The organism is Pantoea sp. X-Soil-TKNS-1280, from assembly GCF_059730475.1.
Genome location: NZ_AP035962.1, coordinates 2336773 through 2354498 on the forward strand (window position 1 = coordinate 2336773; position 17726 = coordinate 2354498).

Consider the following 17726-nt stretch of genomic DNA (forward strand, 5'->3'; position numbering starts at 1 on the left):
AATGAGTTACTTTTTATTTCCTACTTCGCCTTCAAGCCACTGTGCAAAATCTTTGCCCAGGACCGGGTGGCGAACACCGTACTCAACAAAAGCCTGCATATAACCGAGCTTGTTACCGCAGTCATGGCTCACACCCTTCAGGTGATAAGCTTCAACCGTTTCTTTTTCCATCAGCATCGCAATGGAGTCAGTCAGCTGTACTTCACCGCCAGCACCCGGAGGGGTTTTCGCCAGCAACGGCCAAATATCCGCAGACAGCACATAACGGCCAACCACTGCCAGGTTTGATGGCGCTTCAGACGCTTTCGGTTTCTCAACGACACCCACCATCGGCGCACTTTCGCCCGGGCTGAGATCCGCACCTTTGCAGTCAACCACACCGTATGCGGTCACATCGGCAACCGGCTCAACCATAATCTGGCTACGGCCACTTTCTTCGTAACGCGACAGCATTTCTGCCAGGTTGTCTTTGGTCGGGTCAGATTCGTACTCATCGATGATCACATCCGGCAGAATGACGGCAACCGGCTCATCACCGACCAGCGGGTGTGCACACATCACAGCGTGACCCAGACCTTTGGCGATGCCCTGACGCACCTGCATGATGGTAACGTGTGGCGGGCAAATTGACTGGATTTCGTCCAGCAGCTGACGCTTAACACGTTTTTCCAGCATTGATTCCAGCTCAAAACTGGTATCAAAATGGTTTTCGATCGCGTTTTTAGACGAATGGGTAACCAGCACAATTTCGTTAATGCCAGCAGCAATACACTCATTCACGACATACTGGATCAACGGCTTATCGACCAGCGGTAACATCTCTTTGGGAATCGCTTTCGTGGCAGGGAGCATACGCGTACCCAGACCAGCAACAGGGATTACCGCTTTTTTTACTTTAGACTTAAAGGCAGACATCAAGATACCTCTCTTATAGGCCGCTCAAGTTAATACTTGATATGTCGGTTTAAAAAACGAAATGAGTATATCAGCTACTCACTGACGGATTTATCCTGGATGGAGTTAATCCGCGGAATTTAAGACTATTACCCAAGTGTAAAGCTTACCCCTGGCCCTGTCTCCAGCCCGCAGAAAATATAAATCTAATCGCTTATTCTTCAGCCGATAACATCAGACGCAGCCTGCCACCAGAGCCCCAGACATGGCATTGCCAGGACTCTGCACGCTGACTAATTTGATTGAGGTGGGTACTGCCCATAGTGCCAAGCGGAACCCCATTACTGAGTTGAATTTGATGGGTGTTAATGTGCAGTGTGGCGTTAAGACCTGCCGACACCAAAATAAGATTTTTAAGTTGCCGATGATAGTAACCGACCAGCAATGGAAATTGCCCATTCAGGTTTGCCTGACGCAACAACATATTCACCTGGCGCAGCAAGCCATTTAACTCCGGCAGGCGCTGTTTCTGTCCGGAAAGTTGTTCCTGCAGCAAGCCGTTAAACAACGCGCGCAACAACAACGCAGCCAACACGCCATTATCTCCGGCTCGGGTTACATCAAGACAATAAAACGCCAGGTCTTTATCGGATAACGCGGCAATATCCAGTACCAATCCCGGCTGTTCTGCCATGGTAAGCTGGCGATAATTAATCCGGCAGTTAGCAATAGTTTGCTGCACCGGGGGTTGCAGTTGCTTCAGAAGTTTGGAAGCCGCCAGCGGATCACGCACCAGCGCATCCCAATCCTGGAACAGCTGTTCATCTTCCTCAACCTTGGAGGTAAACATGGAAGGATAAAGGCACTCATACACCGCTTCACGAAAGCGGTCGAGGTTCTTCAAAGGCTTGAGCAGCACATCCTGCACACCAAGGCGTAAAACATGGGCAATATCGGCCATATTTTGTGTTGCCGAGATGATCAGAATTGGCACGCTGTTGCCGCGACTGCGGATTCGCTCGACAAACTGAATGCCACCCATGCGCGGCATTTCCAAATCGCAAATCACCAGATCAACCGGTTGTGCGGTGAGTAACGTCAGGCCATCGAGGCCATCGCCCGCCTGCATCGTCTGAGCGCCGAGACTGACTAATAAGTTATCCAGCATCGAACGGAAAACGACCTCATCTTCGACAATGAGTATCTTTTTGCCGATTAGTGGTTTTTCCATTCTCTCCCCCTGCGTACCAGATATTTCAATAGTGGTTCATAAAACGCAGTTGCGCCTTTCAGAATTAACTGAAGTAACAACATCTGTGAATGAACAACCTGACTATCTGCTACGAACCAGTGGCAATAGTTCATCCATTTTCTTCTCAACGGCGGCCTTGCCTGCCGCAATGGCTTCTTCAGCACGGTGAAAGTCCAGCGTAGAAATTTGTGGACAGAATGGCTGAATCAGCACATCCGGCGGATCGCCTGCCATACGGTTACGCTTCAGGCGATTTTCCAGTACCTGGATGGAGGTAGACATAATTTCCATCGCACCAGGTGTTTGATTAGCGCGGCGCTGGGCTAATCCCAGCAACCGCTGGCGCAGTTTTTTGCCCCAGCTCAGTGCTTCTGCTGCCGCTTGTTCTTCCCCACTTTGCGGCGTAACCGACAGCAAATCTTGTTGCATCAGGTGCGCGTCATGCTGCAAATCAACCGCGATAACGATATCCGCGCCCAGCGCCCGGGTGAGCGAAATCGGCACCGGATTAACCACCGCACCATCCACCAGCCAGTAACCATTGTAGCCAACGGGTGGTAATAAGCCTGGCATACTACAGGAAGCACGTACCGCCTGATGCAGGTCACCCTCGGTTAACCACAACTCACGGCCGGTACTAAGATTGGTGGCAACCACACCAAAAGGTTTGTCACACTGCTCAATAAAATCATTCGGGATCAGTTGCCGGACGTGACTGAATACCCGATCGCCTCGCAACAAACCACCGCGCTGCCATGACAGGTCCATCAGCCGAATGACATCCCAGTAACGAAAGGCGCTCACCCAGCGTTCCATCATACCCAGACGGCCATTTACATAAGCTGAACCGACCAGCGCACCCACGGAACATCCGGCGACGACATCGACCTCGATACCGGCCCGCTCCAGCGCATTAATCACGCCAATATGTGACCAGCCTTTGGCGGCACCTGATCCCAGGGCCAGCCCGATCCTCACCTTTCTCATCTTACCTCGGGTTTTGCCTGGTACGTAGCATCGCGCCTGACACTCGGCTACCATAGCGCGCGCAATCTTTAACTTTAATCACCCTCTGGAGATGACGTGTACGAAAAGTGCCCCTGCTGCAGCGGAAAGCAGTATAGCCTATGTTGCCAACCCTTTCTGACCGGGCAGAGTTCCCCCGCCAGTGCTGAGCAACTGATGCGCTCACGCTACTGTGCTTACGTGGAGAAAAACGCTGCCTGGCTGGTCGCCACCTGGCACCCCAGCCAGCGGGTGGCCGAACTTGAGACGTTATTATCTGAAAGTTTTTCCGGCACCGAATGGCTGGGCCTGAATGTAACCCGTTGTAATCAGGGAAGCCATGAGAACGAAGCATTCGTGACTTTTTTTGCGCGATTCATCGAAAAAGGACGTACTTCGGCCATCTATGAATGTTCACGCTTTCTTCGTGAGGATCAACGCTGGTACTATGTTGACGGAACAACGCCTGAACTGGGGCGTAACGATCGCTGTCCTTGTGGCTCCGATAAAAAATACAAAAAATGTTGTGGCTGATTTGGACATTCACCCAACGGCTTTACCATTCATCGCTTTGACAGGACTCTGATCGAGATGCAAGCGCAAACCATGCAACGAAAAGTATTACGTACCATTTGCCCCGATGCGAAAGGTCTGATCGCCAAAATCACCAATATTTGTTACAAGCACGAACTCAACATCGTGCAGAACAACGAATTTGTCGATCACCGTACCGGGCGTTTTTTTATGCGCACAGAGCTGGAAGGCATTTTCAACGACAACACCCTGCTCGCGGATCTCGACAGCGCCTTACCGGTTGGATCGGTCCGTGAGCTGAACAGCGCCGGACGCCGTCGTGTGGTGATTCTGGTGACCAAAGAAGCGCATTGCCTTGGCGACCTGCTGATGAAAAGCGCGTTTGGTGGTCTTGATATGGAAATTGCTGCGGTTATCGGCAATCACGAAACGTTGCGCTCGCTGGTCGAACGCTTCGATATTCCATTTGCGCTGGTCAGCCATGAAGGATTGACGCGTGAAGAGCACGATAACCGCATGGTTGAAGAGATTGATCGTTATCAGCCGGATTACGTGGTGCTGGCTAAATATATGCGCGTACTAACCCCAGCGTTTGTGCAGCGCTACCCGAACCAGATCATCAATATTCACCACTCCTTCCTGCCCGCCTTTATTGGCGCGCGTCCTTATCATCAGGCCTACGAGCGTGGCGTGAAAATCATTGGTGCCACCGCGCATTATGTGAACGACAACCTCGATGAAGGTCCGATCATTATGCAGGATGTCATCAACGTGGATCACAGCTACACCGCAGAAGAAATGATGCGCGCGGGTCGTGACGTTGAGAAGAATGTACTGAGCCGTGCACTGTACAAAGTGCTGGGCCAGCGTGTGTTTGTTTACGGCAATCGTACGATCATTCTTTAATCACTCAGACGCTGAACTGTGCAAGGCTTCAGCGTCACGGGCAAAAAGTGGGCAATCGATTCATAAATTTAGCGTGGGCGCTTTACAGACTGAGCGCATTTGGTATTATGCGCCCCGCTTTCAGGCGTAATGATTCAGGCCAGTGGTGGGATTCCCGAGCGGCCAAAGGGAGCAGACTGTAAATCTGCCGTCACAGACTTCGAAGGTTCGAATCCTTCTCCCACCACCATCTGAATCGCCGCGACCTGTAGCCACAATATGTATCATCCCTGGTGGGATTCCCGAGCGGCCAAAGGGAGCAGACTGTAAATCTGCCGTCACAGACTTCGAAGGTTCGAATCCTTCTCCCACCACCATCCAGATATTTCCTGTGTTGATTCCACTCCAGAACATCCATATTGCTGATGGAGAAGGATGAGAAACTTCGACCGAAGGTTCGAGTCGAGCTACGCGAGACAACGCGCTTTAGCGCGGCCCGAAGGGTGAGGCGCGACGCGCCGAATAATCCTTCTCCCACCACCATCCAGATATTTCCTGTGTTGATTCCACTCCAGAACATCCCCCTTAGTTATTTGCAAACTCATTTCTGAGTGCCTCGACAAAACAGCGTATTTTTGCCGTTTGTTTACGTGCCGAGGGAACCAGGACATGCATCGGGCGTGACGGACCTTCGTAATCCGGCAACACCCTGACCAGATGTCCTTTGTTGATTTCCTCTTTCAGCACATCTTCTGGTCCCAGCGTAACGCCATAGCCTTCCAGCGCCGCATGCATCAGCGCCTTCCAGTCATTGGATCTTAACCGCCCTTCTGGTCTCACTTCTTCCGTTTTCCCCTCTTTGCGGAACATCCAGCGACAGGGCATAGCGGCCGACCACAGTCCATACACCAGACAAGCATGGTGCTGCAAATCTGACGGTGTCAGCGGTAAGCCATACTGTTGAATATAGGAAGGAGCAGCACAGGCAATCAGCCGGTAAGGTGACAGCGGCCATGCCACCATCGAGCTGTCGGCCAGTTCGCCAATGCGGATAATCACCTCGGCCTCTTCTTCGCCAGGATTGATGATCCTGTCACTCAACGTCAGTTCAACCTGCACCTCTGGCCAGGTCGCCAGATAGTGGGTGATAAAAGGAGCAAGTGCGTAAGAGCCAAACGTCACCGGGGCATTCACCCGAATGATGCCGGAAGGCGTCGCCTGCATATTCAACACTACGGCATCCGCCTCCTCCACTTCCGATAACACCACCCGACAGCGTTCGTAATAGCTGCGCCCGATATCGGTCAGATGCTGACGGCGCGTAGTGCGGTTAATAAGTGCCGTACCTAAGCGCGATTCAAGCGCAGCAATGTGTTTCGCCACCATCTGTGGTGACATTTCCAGCGCATCAGCCACCGCTGCAAAAGAACCCAGTTCTGCGGCTTTAACGAATACTTTCATTCCAGTCAGCCTATCCACGATTAACCCCTTTGAGTTGTTTTTAAAACAACAATAGATCGATTTATCTTCTTTTAGGAGAGAATCATAGTAGACCACAGGTCAAGCCCCTGTGGAGGAATAATGAGAATTGGAATTATTGGTGCCGGATTCGTGGGCCGTGCGGTCGCTAAACTGGCAATTCAGGCCGGACATCAGGTCATGCTCAGCAATTCACGTAGTCCTCAGACGCTGTTCAGTCTGCGTCCGATGATCGGTTGTGAAATAGGTACGGCAAGCGAAGCCGCCAGATTTGGCGATATCGTGCTTATTGCAGTGCCACTGACCGCCATCGATGCACTGCCGGTAGATGAACTGAGAGGAAAGCATCTTCTCGATGCCGTTAACTACTATCCTGATCGCGACGGTAACGTCGATGTGCTGGCCAGGCGACAGACCACCACCAGTGAACTGCTGGCCAGCCACTTACCCGATAGTCAGATTACTAAAGCCTTTAACGCTATCCCCATGACTCAGCTGGAGAGTGATGGATTACCGGCGGCAACAGCCGGACGACGCGCACTGCCGCTGGCAGGCGACGATAAAGAGGGCAAAGCTGTCGCTGCCGCGCTTTACGAAGCTTTTGGCTTTGATACCGTCGATGCCGGTCCGCTGGCTGAAGGCTGGCGTTTCGAGCGCGGAATGCCCTCCTACTGCGTGCGGATGACCAGACAGGAGTTAGCAACGGCACTGGCCCAGGCCAGAAAGGACTGATTTACCACCTGCCGCCCGTCAGCACGCGGCGGCAGGTAAACCCCACGCCTTGCCTTTTCTGTCGATTCTGCCCATGACATTTATGACAAAACTCGCTACCATCCCGCCATACTTATCACGGATAAAATGGCTGCCACATGAAATTTGTCTCATTTAACATCAATGGCTTACGGGCGCGTCCTCATCAACTCGAAGCGCTGGTTGAGCAACATCAGCCAGACGTGATTGGCCTGCAGGAAACCAAGGTCCATGACGATATGTTCCCACTCGAGGAAGTGAGCAAGCTCGGTTACAACGTGTTTTATCATGGACAAAAAGGCCACTACGGCGTCGCTCTGTTGACAAAAGCACAACCGGTGGTGGTCCATCGTGGTTTCCCGGATGATGGTGAAGATGCCCAGCGCCGTCTGATCATGGCAGAAATTCCCAGCCCGATTGGTGATATCACGGTTATCAATGGCTATTTCCCGCAGGGAGAAAGCCGTGACCATCCGATCAAGTTCCCGGCGAAAGAGAAGTTTTATCAGGATCTGCAAAACTACCTGCAAAATCAGCTGGCCGCCGATAAGCCGGTGCTGATTATGGGTGATATGAATATCAGCAGCACCGATCTCGATATCGGCATCGGGGAAGAGAACCGCAAACGCTGGCTGCGCACCGGCAAATGCTCGTTCCTGCCGGAGGAGCGTGAGTGGATGGATCGCCTGATGAACTGGGGACTGGTGGATACCTGGCGTGCTAAATACCCGGAAACAGCAGACCGTTTCTCATGGTTTGATTACCGCTCCAAAGGTTTTGATGATAACCGTGGCCTGCGTATTGATCTGCTGCTTGCCAGCCAGCCGCTGGCCTCACGCTGCATCGCAAGCGGTATCGACTATGACATCCGCAGTATGGAAAAACCGTCCGATCACGCACCAGTGTGGTCAACGTTCGGTTTTTGATGATGCCGGGTGGCCTGCAACAGGCCACCCGGATTATTTGATGATCTTCCAGATTAAGGGATTGGTACCCATCACTTTCTCATCGCGTGAGCATTGCAGCAGCACGCCTTCCGCTTTGACCACCGCCCCTTCAGAATAACTGCGATTCTCATAGGTGCAGCACTGCAGGCAATTGCTTTGCTGGTTATTTTGTCCCTGCGTCCAGACTTCAGGTGGCATATCAACCACCACATCGGTATTGCCGGTGCGCCCCACATCAGGGGTGCGATTGGCCTGCGCAGCGCTGCTAAACAGCAATACGCCACTCAGCAGCACCATCAAATAACGCATCACTCGGTCTCCTTCATTTTGCGCCGGGCGGGTTTGCGTGATCGTTTTTTCTCACTCGCTGTGCCGCTCGCGGCAATGCCACGAAATGCCTGCAACGACGGCTGCTGACGCGCCTGACCAATCAAACCGATTAAGGTGCTGACCAGCGGCTGCATAAACTCATCGTAACGACAGGCTTTTTCACTGATGCGGGTTAGCGTCGATTCCCAGTGCGCCGTCATATCAGGCCGTGCCGCCATTTCGGGTAGCGCGTGAATCAATGCTCTGCCCGCTTCTGTGGAGTGAATATAACGGCCCTTCTTCACCAGGAATGTTCGCCGGAACAATAATTCAATAATTCCGGCGCGCGTCGCTTCCGTTCCTAAACCATCGGTTGCTCGCAGCACTTTCTTTAGATCTTTATCCTGAACAAAACGCGCGATACCGGTCATCGCGGAGAGTAAAGTCGCATCGGTGAAGGGACGCGGAGGCTGAGTCTGTTTCGCCAGTACCTCCCCGCGTTCGCATAACAGCTCATCTCCTTTGCTGACCACCGGCAACGGGGTGCCATCGTTCTCTTCATCTCGCTCTTTACTGCCCAGTAATGCCCGCCAGCCCGCCTCAGCCAGAAACCGAGCTTTCGCGACAAATTTGCCACCGGCAATGTCGAGATCGATCACGCACTTGCGGAACACCGCATCAGGGCAGAACTGCATCAGATACTGGCGTGCGATCAGCCCATAAATATTGGCTTCGTTTTCGCTCAGGTTAACCTTGCTGGAGCGCGCGGTTGGAATGATGGCGTGGTGCGCATCCACTTTTTTATCGTCCCAGCAACGATTGCGCTGATCGACATTGAAATCCGCTGGCGGCGTCATATCCGGCTGGTGTGCCTGAATGGCGTTCAGTACCGCATGCCGACCCGCAAAATGCTCTTCGGGCAGATAACGACAATCCGAGCGCGGATAGGTAATCAGTTTGTGGGTTTCATACAGGCGCTGGCAGCAATCCAGTACATTTTGCGCACTCAGGCCAAAGCGCCTTGCCGCTTCGATTTGCAGACTCGACAGTGAGAACGGCAACGGAGCGATTTCTGATTCCCGTTTATCATTATACCCGGTGACCAGCGCGGGCTTGCCGTTGATGCGTTCCAGCACATGATCCGCCAGCGAACGGTTTAGTAAGCGACCTTCTTCATCCTGCCAGGGTTCACAGGCGTCACTTGGCACCCAGCTGGCGACAAAGCGCTCGTTTTTTGGCGTCACAATGTGCGCTTTGACTTCGAAATAGTCCTTTGGAATAAAGTTTTCGATTTCTTCATCACGACGGACCACCAGGCCAAGCACCGGGGTTTGCACCCGGCCAACCGAGAGTACGCCGTCGTAGCCAGCGTTGCGTCCCAGCAGCGTCCAGGCACGGGTCATATTGATGCCATACAACCAATCCGCACGCGCACGCGCCAGCGCCGAGACGCACAGCGGAATAAACTCACGGTTTTCACGTAAACGACCTACCGCCCGCTCCACCGCCTGCGGATTGAGATCGTTAATTAAACAACGCTGCACCTTTTGACGTTTTTCCGGCGGCAGCTGGAGATAATCGATCACCTCATCCACCAGCAACTGACCTTCACGGTCCGGGTCACCCGCGTGCACCACCTCGGTGGCCTGCGCCAGCAATCCTTCAATAACCTTCAGCTGTTTTGCCACCGATGGCCGTGGCTGGAGCCGCCACTTTTCGGGGATGATCGGCAGATCGGCAAGGTTCCAGCGGGCGTATCGACTGTCATAGCTGTCTGGCTGAGCCTGCTCCAGCAAATGCCCGACACACCAGGTCACCACCTGGTCATTGCCGCAGGCAATATACCCATCGCCGCGTCGGTGCGGTTTTGGCAACACGTCAGCGATGGCGCGTCCCAGACTGGGTTTTTCTGCAATAAACAAACGCATGAATGGCGTCGTTCCTTAAACGTCAGTTAACTACGGTAATCAGTGGCAGATGGGGTTCTGCCGCAAAAAGCTCGCCAATGGCGGTTGCAGTGACACCCGCCAGCATGGCACAACGCTGAAACTCCTCGATAGCCGAGGGTTGTACCGCCACCAGCAGGCCGCCAGACGTTTGCGGATCACATAACAACGCGCGCGTCGCATCATCCATCGGCGACACATGTCGGCCATAACTGGCAAAGTTGCGGCCCGTCCCACCGGGGACAGCACCGGCAGCGATATAGGCATCAACCCCGGACAGACGCGGCACCTGCGCGACAATCACCTCAGCACGCAAGCCCGATCCCTGACAGATTTCACTCAGATGGCCCAGCAAGCCAAATCCGGTGACATCGGTCATGGCGGTGACCCCCGCCAGTTGCGCGAACTCTGCACCGGCTTTATTCAGCTGGCACATCACTTCCGCCGCCAGCGTCTGATGCTCAGGCCGCAGCAATCCTTTCTTTTCTGCCGTGGTCAGAATGCCAATGCCGAGCGGCTTGGTCAGGAACAGTTGACACCCGGCCTGCGCCGCGCTGTTTTTCTTCACGCGCGCCACATCGACGATACCGGTCACAGCAAGGCCGAAAATCGGTTCGGGGGCGTCAATGGAATGGCCGCCCGCCAGCGCAATACCCGCCGCCTGACACGCCGCGCGACCACCCTCCACCACCTGCTGCGCCACTTCCGGGCTGAGCACATTGACCGGCCAGCCCAGAATCGCGATAGCCATAATGGGTTTACCGCCCATGGCGTAGATGTCACTGATGGCGTTGGTCGCGGCAATACGGCCAAAGGTGTGGGGATCGTCAACGATCGGCATAAAAAAGTCGGTGGTACTGACCACCGCGCTGCCGTTGCCTAAATCGTAAACCGCTGCATCATCACGCGTTTCATTCCCCACCAGCAGATGGGGATCATGGAAGGCGGTCAGTTCGCTATGCAGGATGGTTTCCAGCACCTGGGGGGATATTTTACAGCCACAGCCAGCACCGTGGCTGTACTGGGTCAGGCGAAGAGGTTCACTCATGGCGGGTTCCTTATGCACTGGCAGATAGCGCTATGTTAGCCTGGCTGCCAGCATGTGGTAAGTGTTACGCGGTTACAGTTCGATCAATCGCACAGGCGATATGCAATCCCTGCAACGTCACTCAGCCTGCCGCACCAGCCCGCCATTTGTCTGTCAGAAATAACTGACAAATTCCGCCGTGTCGGGCGGGAGTACGGTGGTGCTGGATTTCAGCTGTGGCGTACCCAGATAAAGGAAGCCGACAATCGCATCCTGCTCACGGCAACCAAAGGCTTCGCGTACCTGAGGATGGTCCGTCCAGGGTCCACTGCGCCAGATGCCATTGAAGCCCTGCGCGGCGGCGGCCATTTGCATCGCCATCACCGCACAACCAGCGGAAATCAGTTGTTCCCAGCGCGGCACCTTCGGGTGATCTTCGCACCGCGCCACCACGGTGATAATCATCGGTGCGCGGAACGGTGACGAACTGGCTTTCTCTATCGCCTTATCATCCATCGCGCTGGCACGGGCAGCCTGCTCCAGCAGCTGGCTCAGACGGTCACGCCCTTCTTTCTCAACAATAATGAAGCGCCACGGCTGTAATGCGCCGTGATCCGGTGCGCGCATACCCGCGCGCAGAATGTTCTCCAGCACCTCACCCGCCGGTGCAGGATCGGCCAGACGTGAAGCCGAGCGACGATTAACTAACAAATCAAGTGCATCCATTATCTTCTCCCTTGTGTAAAAGCGTTGCCTAATCCTGGCATACGACGATCTTTTGTAACAGTCTGGCGCGATTTCCTGCTGACATTTAGCACGCTGCTCTTTAGGATGAGGGCGACATCGGGGCTGCCAGCGTGCTGGCTGTCTTCGGCTACGTGAATATGGAGAGTCTATGCGCACACTGTGGCGAATTATTGCAGGCCTGTTCCGCTGGGGCTGGCGGGTGCTGAATTTTATCCGGGAATTTATCCTTAACTTATTTCTTATTGTTTTGATCCTTGCAGGTGTTGGGATCTGGTTGCAGGTGAGCGGTTCAAGCAGTAGCGAACCGGTGCAACAAGGTGCGCTAAAAGTAGACCTCACCGGTGTACTGGTGGACAAACCTTCGGTCAGCAATCGTCTGAGCCGTATTGGTCGTCAATTGCTCGGCAGCAACAGCGATCGCTTGCAGGAAAATTCCCTGTTTGATGTTGTCGATGCCATCCGTCAGGCAAAAGGTGACAAAAACATCACCGGGATTGTGCTCGACCTGCGTGATTTTGGCGGTGGCGATCAGCCTTCGCTGCAATATGTCGGGAAAGCGTTGCGCGAGTTCCGTGACAGCGGCAAACCGGTGTATGCCATTGGCGATAACTACAGCCAGGCGCAATATTATCTCGCCAGCTATGCCAACAAGATTTACCTGTCACCGCAAGGCACCGTGGATTTACATGGTTTCGCCACCAACGGGCTGTACTACAAAACGCTGCTGGATAAGCTGAAAGTTAATTCACATGTGTTCCGCGTTGGCACTTACAAATCGGCAGTGGAACCTTTCCTGCGTGACGATATGTCACCGGAAGCACGCGATGCTGATAGCCGCTGGATTGGTCAGCTTTGGCAGAACTACCTGAACACCGTCTCAGCAAACCGCCAGATCACGCCGGAACAGCTGTTCCCTGGCGCCGCAGGCATCATCAGCGGATTACAGGCTGTGCAGGGCGATACCGCTAAATATGCGTTGAACAGTAAGCTGGTGGATGCACTGGAGAGCCGTGCTGTTGCCGATCAGGAGATGATCAAGACGTTTGGCTGGGATAAGCAAAACAACGATTATCGCAACGTCAGCATTTACGATTACACCGTTAAACAACCGCCGACGCAGCAGGATGGCAATATCGCTGTGGTAATGGCAAGTGGTGCGATCATGGACGGTGAAGAGACCGCCGGGAATGTCGGTGGTGATACCACAGCCGCGCAGATCCGCGATGCGCGTCTCGATCCGAAAATTAAGGCGATCATCCTGCGCGTGAACAGCCCTGGTGGCAGCGTCACCGCCTCAGAAGCGATCCGCGAAGAACTGGCGGCTGCCCATGCAGCGGGTAAACCGGTCGTCGTATCGATGGGTGGCATGGCGGCATCCGGCGGTTACTGGATCTCCACACCAGCTGATTATATTGTGGCGAACCCCAGCACCCTGACCGGTTCCATCGGAATCTTTGGTGTGATTAATACCGTCGAAAACAGCCTGAGTACCATTGGCGTGCACACCGATGGCGTTGCCACTTCACCGCTGGCAGATGTCGCGACCACCAAAGCGCTGCCACCTGAAGTGCAGCAGTTGATGCAGCTGACCATTGAAAACGGCTATCGTAACTTTGTAGGTTTGGTCGCCGCGTCGCGCCATAAAACGCCAGAGCAGATCAATGATATTGCTCAGGGCCATGTCTGGACCGGTAGCGATGCCAAAGCCAATGGGCTGGTGGATGCCCTGGGTGACTTTGATGATGCCGTCAAAAAAGCCGCCGAGCTGGCAAAAATCACCACACCACAGTTGAGCTGGTATCAGGATGATCCAGGCATGCTGGATCTGCTGCTGAATCAGATGAGTGCTTCGGCTAGCGCCATCATGCCACAGGCACTGAAAGTGTGGCTGCCGGCACCGATGCTGGATGTGATGAGCGCCATGAAGCAACAGCCTGGCCTGTTCGATAACCTCAACGATCCGCAAAATCGTTACGCGTTCTGCCTCAACTGCGGCAACGTAAACCCTAAATAATTCGCGCTGCAGGAGGGCGGCAAGCGAGTGAATCCTCAGGAGCTTACTCAGGTAAGTGACTGGGGTGAATGAGCGCAGCCAACGCACCTGCAGCGCGAAGAATGACGGGTGTGAGATAATCTTTACAGTCCGGCCTCTGGCCGGGCTGCTTTTCCCCGGTAATCCCCTTATACTGCGCGTTTTACGGCAAGTCTGAGTTCATTCATGCAAAAGAAAAATATCTACGTCGCCTACACTGGCGGGACCATTGGTATGCAGCGCTCCGCCCATGGCTACATTCCGGTGTCAGGTCACCTGCAACAGCAGCTGGCCAATATGCCTGAGTTCCACCGCCCGGAAATGCCAGATTTCACCATTCACGAATATCACCCGCTGATGGATTCCTCCGACATGACGCCGGAGGACTGGCAGGCTATCGCCAATGATATCAAACAGAATTACGACCATTACGACGGCTTTGTGATTCTGCATGGTACCGATACCATGGCATTCACCGCGTCGGCACTCTCCTTTATGCTGGAGAACCTTGCCAAGCCGGTGATCGTCACCGGATCACAGATCCCACTGGCAGAATTGCGCTCAGACGGCCAACAGAACCTGCTGAACTCGTTGTATGTGGCGGCTAACTATCCGATCAACGAAGTGACGCTATTCTTTAATAACACCCTGTTCCGGGGTAACCGCACCACTAAAGCGCACGCTGATGGCTTCAACGCGTTTGCCTCGCCAAACCTGCCACCGTTACTGGAAGCGGGTATTCATATTCGCCGCCTGAATACTCCACCGGCACCGCCAGGCAAGGGTGCACTGATTGTCCATCCGATCACCCCACAACCGATTGGTGTGGTGACCATTTACCCAGGAATATCTGCGGAAGTGGTACGTAATTTCCTGCGTCAGCCGGTGAAAGCCCTGATTCTGCGCTCCTATGGCGTAGGCAATGCGCCGCAAAACGCGGAGTTCCTGGCCGAGCTGCAACAGGCGAGTGAGCGTGGGATTGTGGTGGTCAACCTGACGCAGTGCATGTCTGGCAAAGTGAATATGGGGGGATACGCCACCGGTAATGCACTGGAGCATGCTGGCGTGATCAGCGGTTTTGATCTCACTGTTGAAGCAACATTAACAAAACTTCACTTTTTACTGAGTCAAAACCTCACCAGCGGAGAAATTCGTGCCAGAATGCAGCAGAATTTACGTGGCGAACTGACAGAAGATTGATACGGAGCGAGATGTAATGAAGCGGGCATTGATAATCATCGATATACAAAACGATTTTTGCCCCGGTGGCCCAATGGCAGTGCGTGAAGGTGACCTGACGGTTGCTGTTGCCAATCGCTACGCACGTGAATTTCGGGCCAGGGGCGAGTGCGTGGTGGCATTGCAGGACTGGCACCCGAAAAACCATGGCAGCTTTGCCTCTGTATCCGGCGAGCCGGTGTATACCTTAGGGGAACTGAACGGATTGGCGCAGATCTGGTGGCCAGACCACGGCATTCAGGGTTCTGCAGGGGCCGATTTCCATCCGGAGCTGGATCGTTCGCTGATTGATGCGGTGTTCCATAAAGGACAGGATGTGGATGTTGACAGCTACAGCGCCTTTTTCGACAACGGCCATCGCCGTAAAACCGAGCTGGACAGCTGGCTGCGTGAACGTGATATCAGCCATTTAGTGGTATTGGGGCTGGCAACCGATTACTGCGTCAAATACAGCGTACTGGATGCGCTGGAGCTGGGTTATCAGGTTGAAGTGGTGGAAGAAGGCTGCCGCGGTGTCAACCTCAACCCCGACGATAGCGCCATTGCCATAGAACAGATGCGTAATCAGGGTGCGGTAATTATCTGAAAATCAGGGCTGGTGGTCACCAGCCCTTCAGCAATCAGTGCAGGTTGATACGGGTCACATCGGTTTCGATGCCGAACTCTTCTTTCAGCTCTTTCTTCGACTTCATCACCATCTCGCCATTTTTGCCAATGGTCATATGCTGCGGTGCATCGTTGTGACGCGCCTGCCACAACATCACCAGCTGCAGGCAGTTTTCACGCTGCTCCGGGGTTAGCGCTACCCCATCCGGCCACTTCCCCGTCTCCACTGCAGTGGCAAGACGCTGGTAAACTTCTGGCGTCATCGCCGCCAGCATCGCTTCCAGTTCCTGTTTCATGCTTACCCCTGCTGTTGCTTGCCCTGCTCATCAGTGAAGCTGAGCGAAGCGGAGTTGACGCAATAGCGTTCACCGGTCGGCTGTGGTCCATCCGGGAACACATGCCCCAGATGCGCATCACAGTTTCCGCAGCGGATTTCGACGCGGTGCATGCCGTGGGTATCATCTTCGAGGTAACGAATCGCATCATCGCTGACGGGCTGGTAGAAGCTTGGCCAGCCACAGCCAGAATCATATTTGCTCTCGGAAAGGAACAGCGGCGCGTTACACACCAGGCAGTGGTAGATGCCCTCCTGCTTATTATGCAAAAGGGCTCCGGTAAAAGGAGGTTCCGTTCCGCGATGCTGGGTTACATAGCGCTGCATTTCGGACAGCTGCGCGATTTTTTCCGCAGGTGCGGTGTCTTTAGCCATTTTAGGATTCCGGGGTGTCATTCTGAAAAAATCGACTAGTATTCTAACAAACGAATAACATCATCCGGGTCTTTTTTCGTGCGAACGCATCCGTCTCGCGGATCACAGCACGAATTTGTGATGCCGATCACCCTTTACAATACACATCCCTTTATAGTCGGCGATCGGCAGATCTGGCTCTGGAATAATCGCCGTTGCGCAAGCGTTTGCGCAACGAATAATTCCTGTCAGTGGAATTGACCTGTCGCAACAATTGACACGATTCCGCTTGACGCCTGGTAAGGTTTTTGTAATTTTACAGCCAACCTTTTATTCACTAACAAATAGCTGGTGGAATATATGACTATCAAAGTAGGTATCAACGGTTTTGGCCGTATCGGTCGCATCGTTTTCCGTGCTGCGCAGCAGCGTTCTGACATCGAAATCGTCGCGATCAACGACCTGCTGGACGCCGATTACATGGCTTATATGCTGAAGTATGACTCTACGCATGGTCGTTTCGACGGCACCGTAGAAGTTAAAGACGGCGCGCTGATTGTTAACGGTAAAAAAATCCGTGTTACCGCTGAGAAAGACCCGGCTAACCTGAAATGGGACGAAGTGGGTGTTGACGTGGTTGCTGAAGCAACCGGTATCTTCCTGACCGACGAAACTGCACGTAAACACATCGCAGCTGGCGCGAAGAAAGTGGTTCTGACTGGCCCATCTAAAGATGACACCCCGATGTTTGTTCGCGGTGCTAACTTCGAGAAATATGCTGGCCAGGACATCGTTTCTAACGCATCCTGCACCACCAACTGCCTGGCTCCGCTGGCAAAAGTCATCAACGACAAATTCGGTATCGTTGAAGGTCTGATGACCACTGTTCACGCGACCACCGCTACCCAGAAAACCGTTGACGGCCCGTCTCACAAAGACTGGCGCGGCGGCCGTGGTGCTTCTCAGAACATCATCCCGTCTTCTACCGGTGCGGCTAAAGCCGTAGGTAAAGTTCTGCCAGAACTGAACGGTAAACTGACCGGTATGGCGTTCCGCGTTCCGACCCCGAACGTCTCTGTTGTTGACCTGACCGTTCGTCTGGAAAAAGCCGCCTCTTACAAAGAAATTTGTGCAGCCATCAAAGCCGCTGCTGAAGGCGAAATGAAAGACGTGCTGGGTTATGTTGAAGATGACGTGGTTTCAACTGACTTCAACGGCGAAGTGCTGACTTCAGTATTCGATGCTAAAGCCGGTATCGCGCTGAATGACAACTTTGTGAAACTGGTTTCCTGGTACGATAACGAAACTGGTTACTCTAACAAGGTTCTCGACCTGATTGCACTGGTTGCTGCTAAGTAAGAAAACCCGTGAAATGGACAAGGGGCG

Annotated in this window: 18 protein-coding genes, 2 tRNA genes and 1 other RNA gene; 11 read left to right on the forward strand and 10 right to left on the reverse strand. The window is 53.7% G+C overall.

Annotated elements, in window-relative coordinates; genetic code table 11:
• Positions 1–6: 6 nt before the first annotated feature.
• From galU to rssA, 3 genes are all read right to left on the reverse strand, one after another.
• A complete protein-coding gene (gene galU / locus AC6I8X_RS10890) occupies positions 7–915 on the reverse strand; it encodes a UTP--glucose-1-phosphate uridylyltransferase GalU (protein WP_299451211.1) in 909 nt (302 codons plus the stop codon).
• A 193-nt stretch (positions 916–1108) separates the two neighbouring features.
• Positions 1109–2125 (reverse strand): two-component system response regulator RssB, encoded by a 1017-nt coding sequence (rssB, locus tag AC6I8X_RS10895; RefSeq protein ID WP_313686786.1) that lies wholly within the window; start codon positions 2123–2125, stop codon positions 1109–1111.
• 102 nt (positions 2126–2227) lie between these two features.
• The gene (rssA, locus tag AC6I8X_RS10900; protein WP_084875193.1) at positions 2228–3133 is read right to left on the reverse strand and encodes a patatin-like phospholipase RssA; all 906 of its coding nucleotides are present in this window, start codon (positions 3131–3133) and stop codon (positions 2228–2230) included.
• Positions 3134–3229: 96 nt separating this feature from the next.
• Between rssA and AC6I8X_RS10905 the strand changes: the two genes are divergently transcribed.
• From AC6I8X_RS10905 to AC6I8X_RS10925, 5 genes are all read left to right on the forward strand, one after another.
• Positions 3230–3685, forward strand: a complete 456-nt coding sequence (locus AC6I8X_RS10905; protein WP_299451215.1) for a YchJ family protein — start codon at positions 3230–3232, stop codon at positions 3683–3685.
• Between the two features lie 57 nt (positions 3686–3742).
• The gene (gene purU, locus AC6I8X_RS10910) at positions 3743–4591 is read left to right on the forward strand and encodes a formyltetrahydrofolate deformylase (RefSeq protein ID WP_084875197.1); all 849 of its coding nucleotides are present in this window, start codon (positions 3743–3745) and stop codon (positions 4589–4591) included.
• Positions 4592–4735: 144 nt separating this feature from the next.
• Positions 4736–4820, forward strand: a tRNA-Tyr gene (locus AC6I8X_RS10915).
• A 42-nt stretch (positions 4821–4862) separates the two neighbouring features.
• Positions 4863–4947, forward strand: a tRNA-Tyr gene (locus AC6I8X_RS10920).
• Positions 4948–4984: 37 nt separating this feature from the next.
• Positions 4985–5113: non-coding RNA, RtT sRNA (locus AC6I8X_RS10925), on the forward strand.
• 42 nt (positions 5114–5155) lie between these two features.
• Here the strand turns inward: AC6I8X_RS10925 and AC6I8X_RS10930 are convergent.
• Positions 5156–6049: a LysR family transcriptional regulator gene (locus AC6I8X_RS10930; protein ID WP_313689281.1), complete on the reverse strand. Its 894-nt coding sequence runs from the start codon at positions 6047–6049 to the stop codon at positions 5156–5158.
• Positions 6050–6151: 102 nt separating this feature from the next.
• Between AC6I8X_RS10930 and AC6I8X_RS10935 the strand changes: the two genes are divergently transcribed.
• Together AC6I8X_RS10935 and xthA are read left to right on the forward strand one after the other, a co-directional pair.
• Entirely contained in the window at positions 6152–6781 is a 630-nt protein-coding gene (locus AC6I8X_RS10935; protein ID WP_497839784.1) for an NADPH-dependent F420 reductase, read from the forward strand.
• 137 nt (positions 6782–6918) lie between these two features.
• Positions 6919–7725: an exodeoxyribonuclease III gene (gene xthA / locus AC6I8X_RS10940; RefSeq protein WP_299451220.1), complete on the forward strand. Its 807-nt coding sequence runs from the start codon at positions 6919–6921 to the stop codon at positions 7723–7725.
• A 33-nt stretch (positions 7726–7758) separates the two neighbouring features.
• Here xthA and AC6I8X_RS10945 read toward each other — a convergent pair whose 3' ends face one another.
• The 4 genes from AC6I8X_RS10945 to AC6I8X_RS10960 form a co-directional block, all read right to left on the reverse strand.
• On the reverse strand, positions 7759–8055 hold the full coding sequence (locus tag AC6I8X_RS10945) for a YnjH family protein (RefSeq protein WP_497839785.1): 297 nt from the start codon (positions 8053–8055) through the stop codon (positions 7759–7761).
• A complete protein-coding gene (locus AC6I8X_RS10950) occupies positions 8055–9983 on the reverse strand; it encodes a DNA topoisomerase III (RefSeq protein ID WP_497839786.1) in 1929 nt (642 codons plus the stop codon). The genes AC6I8X_RS10945 and AC6I8X_RS10950 overlap by 1 nt, the downstream gene beginning before the upstream one ends.
• A gap of 22 nt (positions 9984–10005) precedes the next feature.
• A complete protein-coding gene (selD, locus tag AC6I8X_RS10955) occupies positions 10006–11049 on the reverse strand; it encodes a selenide, water dikinase SelD (RefSeq protein ID WP_299451225.1) in 1044 nt (347 codons plus the stop codon).
• 153 nt (positions 11050–11202) lie between these two features.
• Complete coding sequence (locus tag AC6I8X_RS10960) at positions 11203–11754, reverse strand: NAD(P)H nitroreductase (protein ID WP_497839787.1); 552 nt, start codon at positions 11752–11754, stop codon at positions 11203–11205.
• Positions 11755–11923: 169 nt separating this feature from the next.
• On the opposite strand from AC6I8X_RS10960, the gene sppA reads away from it, so the two are divergent.
• From sppA to pncA, 3 genes are all read left to right on the forward strand, one after another.
• Entirely contained in the window at positions 11924–13789 is a 1866-nt protein-coding gene (gene sppA, locus AC6I8X_RS10965; protein ID WP_416412378.1) for a signal peptide peptidase SppA, read from the forward strand.
• A gap of 204 nt (positions 13790–13993) precedes the next feature.
• Positions 13994–15007 carry an asparaginase gene (gene ansA, locus AC6I8X_RS10970; RefSeq protein WP_313689386.1) on the forward strand — a complete coding sequence of 338 codons (1014 nt, stop codon included), beginning with the start codon at positions 13994–13996 and terminating at the stop codon, positions 15005–15007.
• Between the two features lie 16 nt (positions 15008–15023).
• Entirely contained in the window at positions 15024–15632 is a 609-nt protein-coding gene (gene pncA / locus AC6I8X_RS10975) for a bifunctional nicotinamidase/pyrazinamidase (RefSeq protein ID WP_084875219.1), read from the forward strand.
• Between the two features lie 34 nt (positions 15633–15666).
• Here the strand turns inward: pncA and AC6I8X_RS10980 are convergent, their stop codons facing one another.
• The gene (locus AC6I8X_RS10980) at positions 15667–15948 is read right to left on the reverse strand and encodes a YeaC family protein (protein ID WP_497839788.1); all 282 of its coding nucleotides are present in this window, start codon (positions 15946–15948) and stop codon (positions 15667–15669) included.
• Between the two features lie 2 nt (positions 15949–15950).
• Positions 15951–16361, reverse strand: a complete 411-nt coding sequence (msrB, locus tag AC6I8X_RS10985) for a peptide-methionine (R)-S-oxide reductase MsrB (RefSeq protein ID WP_310617488.1) — start codon at positions 16359–16361, stop codon at positions 15951–15953.
• 339 nt (positions 16362–16700) lie between these two features.
• Between msrB and gapA the strand changes: the two genes are divergently transcribed.
• Positions 16701–17699, forward strand: coding sequence for a glyceraldehyde-3-phosphate dehydrogenase (gapA, locus tag AC6I8X_RS10990; protein ID WP_332665988.1), 999 nt, complete (start codon positions 16701–16703; stop codon positions 17697–17699).
• The last annotated feature ends 27 nt before the right edge of the window (positions 17700–17726 follow it).

What these genes read in the sequence shown, in the direction of transcription:
- galU (WP_299451211.1), bottom strand. Translation starts at nt 915, where the DNA reads ATGTCTGCCTTTAAGTCTAAAGTAAAAAAAGCGGTAATCCCTGTTGCT.
- rssB (WP_313686786.1), bottom strand. Translation starts at nt 2,125, where the DNA reads ATGGAAAAACCACTAATCGGCAAAAAGATACTCATTGTCGAAGATGAG.
- rssA (WP_084875193.1), bottom strand. Translation starts at nt 3,133, where the DNA reads ATGAGAAAGGTGAGGATCGGGCTGGCCCTGGGATCAGGTGCCGCCAAA.
- purU (WP_084875197.1), top strand. Translation starts at nt 3,743, where the DNA reads ATGCAAGCGCAAACCATGCAACGAAAAGTATTACGTACCATTTGCCCC.
- AC6I8X_RS10935 (WP_497839784.1), top strand. Translation starts at nt 6,152, where the DNA reads ATGAGAATTGGAATTATTGGTGCCGGATTCGTGGGCCGTGCGGTCGCT.
- xthA (WP_299451220.1), top strand. Translation starts at nt 6,919, where the DNA reads ATGAAATTTGTCTCATTTAACATCAATGGCTTACGGGCGCGTCCTCAT.
- AC6I8X_RS10945 (WP_497839785.1), bottom strand. Translation starts at nt 8,055, where the DNA reads ATGCGTTATTTGATGGTGCTGCTGAGTGGCGTATTGCTGTTTAGCAGC.
- AC6I8X_RS10950 (WP_497839786.1), bottom strand. Translation starts at nt 9,983, where the DNA reads ATGCGTTTGTTTATTGCAGAAAAACCCAGTCTGGGACGCGCCATCGCT.
- selD (WP_299451225.1), bottom strand. Translation starts at nt 11,049, where the DNA reads ATGAGTGAACCTCTTCGCCTGACCCAGTACAGCCACGGTGCTGGCTGT.
- AC6I8X_RS10960 (WP_497839787.1), bottom strand. Translation starts at nt 11,754, where the DNA reads ATGGATGCACTTGATTTGTTAGTTAATCGTCGCTCGGCTTCACGTCTG.
- sppA (WP_416412378.1), top strand. Translation starts at nt 11,924, where the DNA reads ATGCGCACACTGTGGCGAATTATTGCAGGCCTGTTCCGCTGGGGCTGG.
- ansA (WP_313689386.1), top strand. Translation starts at nt 13,994, where the DNA reads ATGCAAAAGAAAAATATCTACGTCGCCTACACTGGCGGGACCATTGGT.
- pncA (WP_084875219.1), top strand. Translation starts at nt 15,024, where the DNA reads ATGAAGCGGGCATTGATAATCATCGATATACAAAACGATTTTTGCCCC.
- AC6I8X_RS10980 (WP_497839788.1), bottom strand. Translation starts at nt 15,948, where the DNA reads ATGAAACAGGAACTGGAAGCGATGCTGGCGGCGATGACGCCAGAAGTT.
- msrB (WP_310617488.1), bottom strand. Translation starts at nt 16,361, where the DNA reads ATGGCTAAAGACACCGCACCTGCGGAAAAAATCGCGCAGCTGTCCGAA.
- gapA (WP_332665988.1), top strand. Translation starts at nt 16,701, where the DNA reads ATGACTATCAAAGTAGGTATCAACGGTTTTGGCCGTATCGGTCGCATC.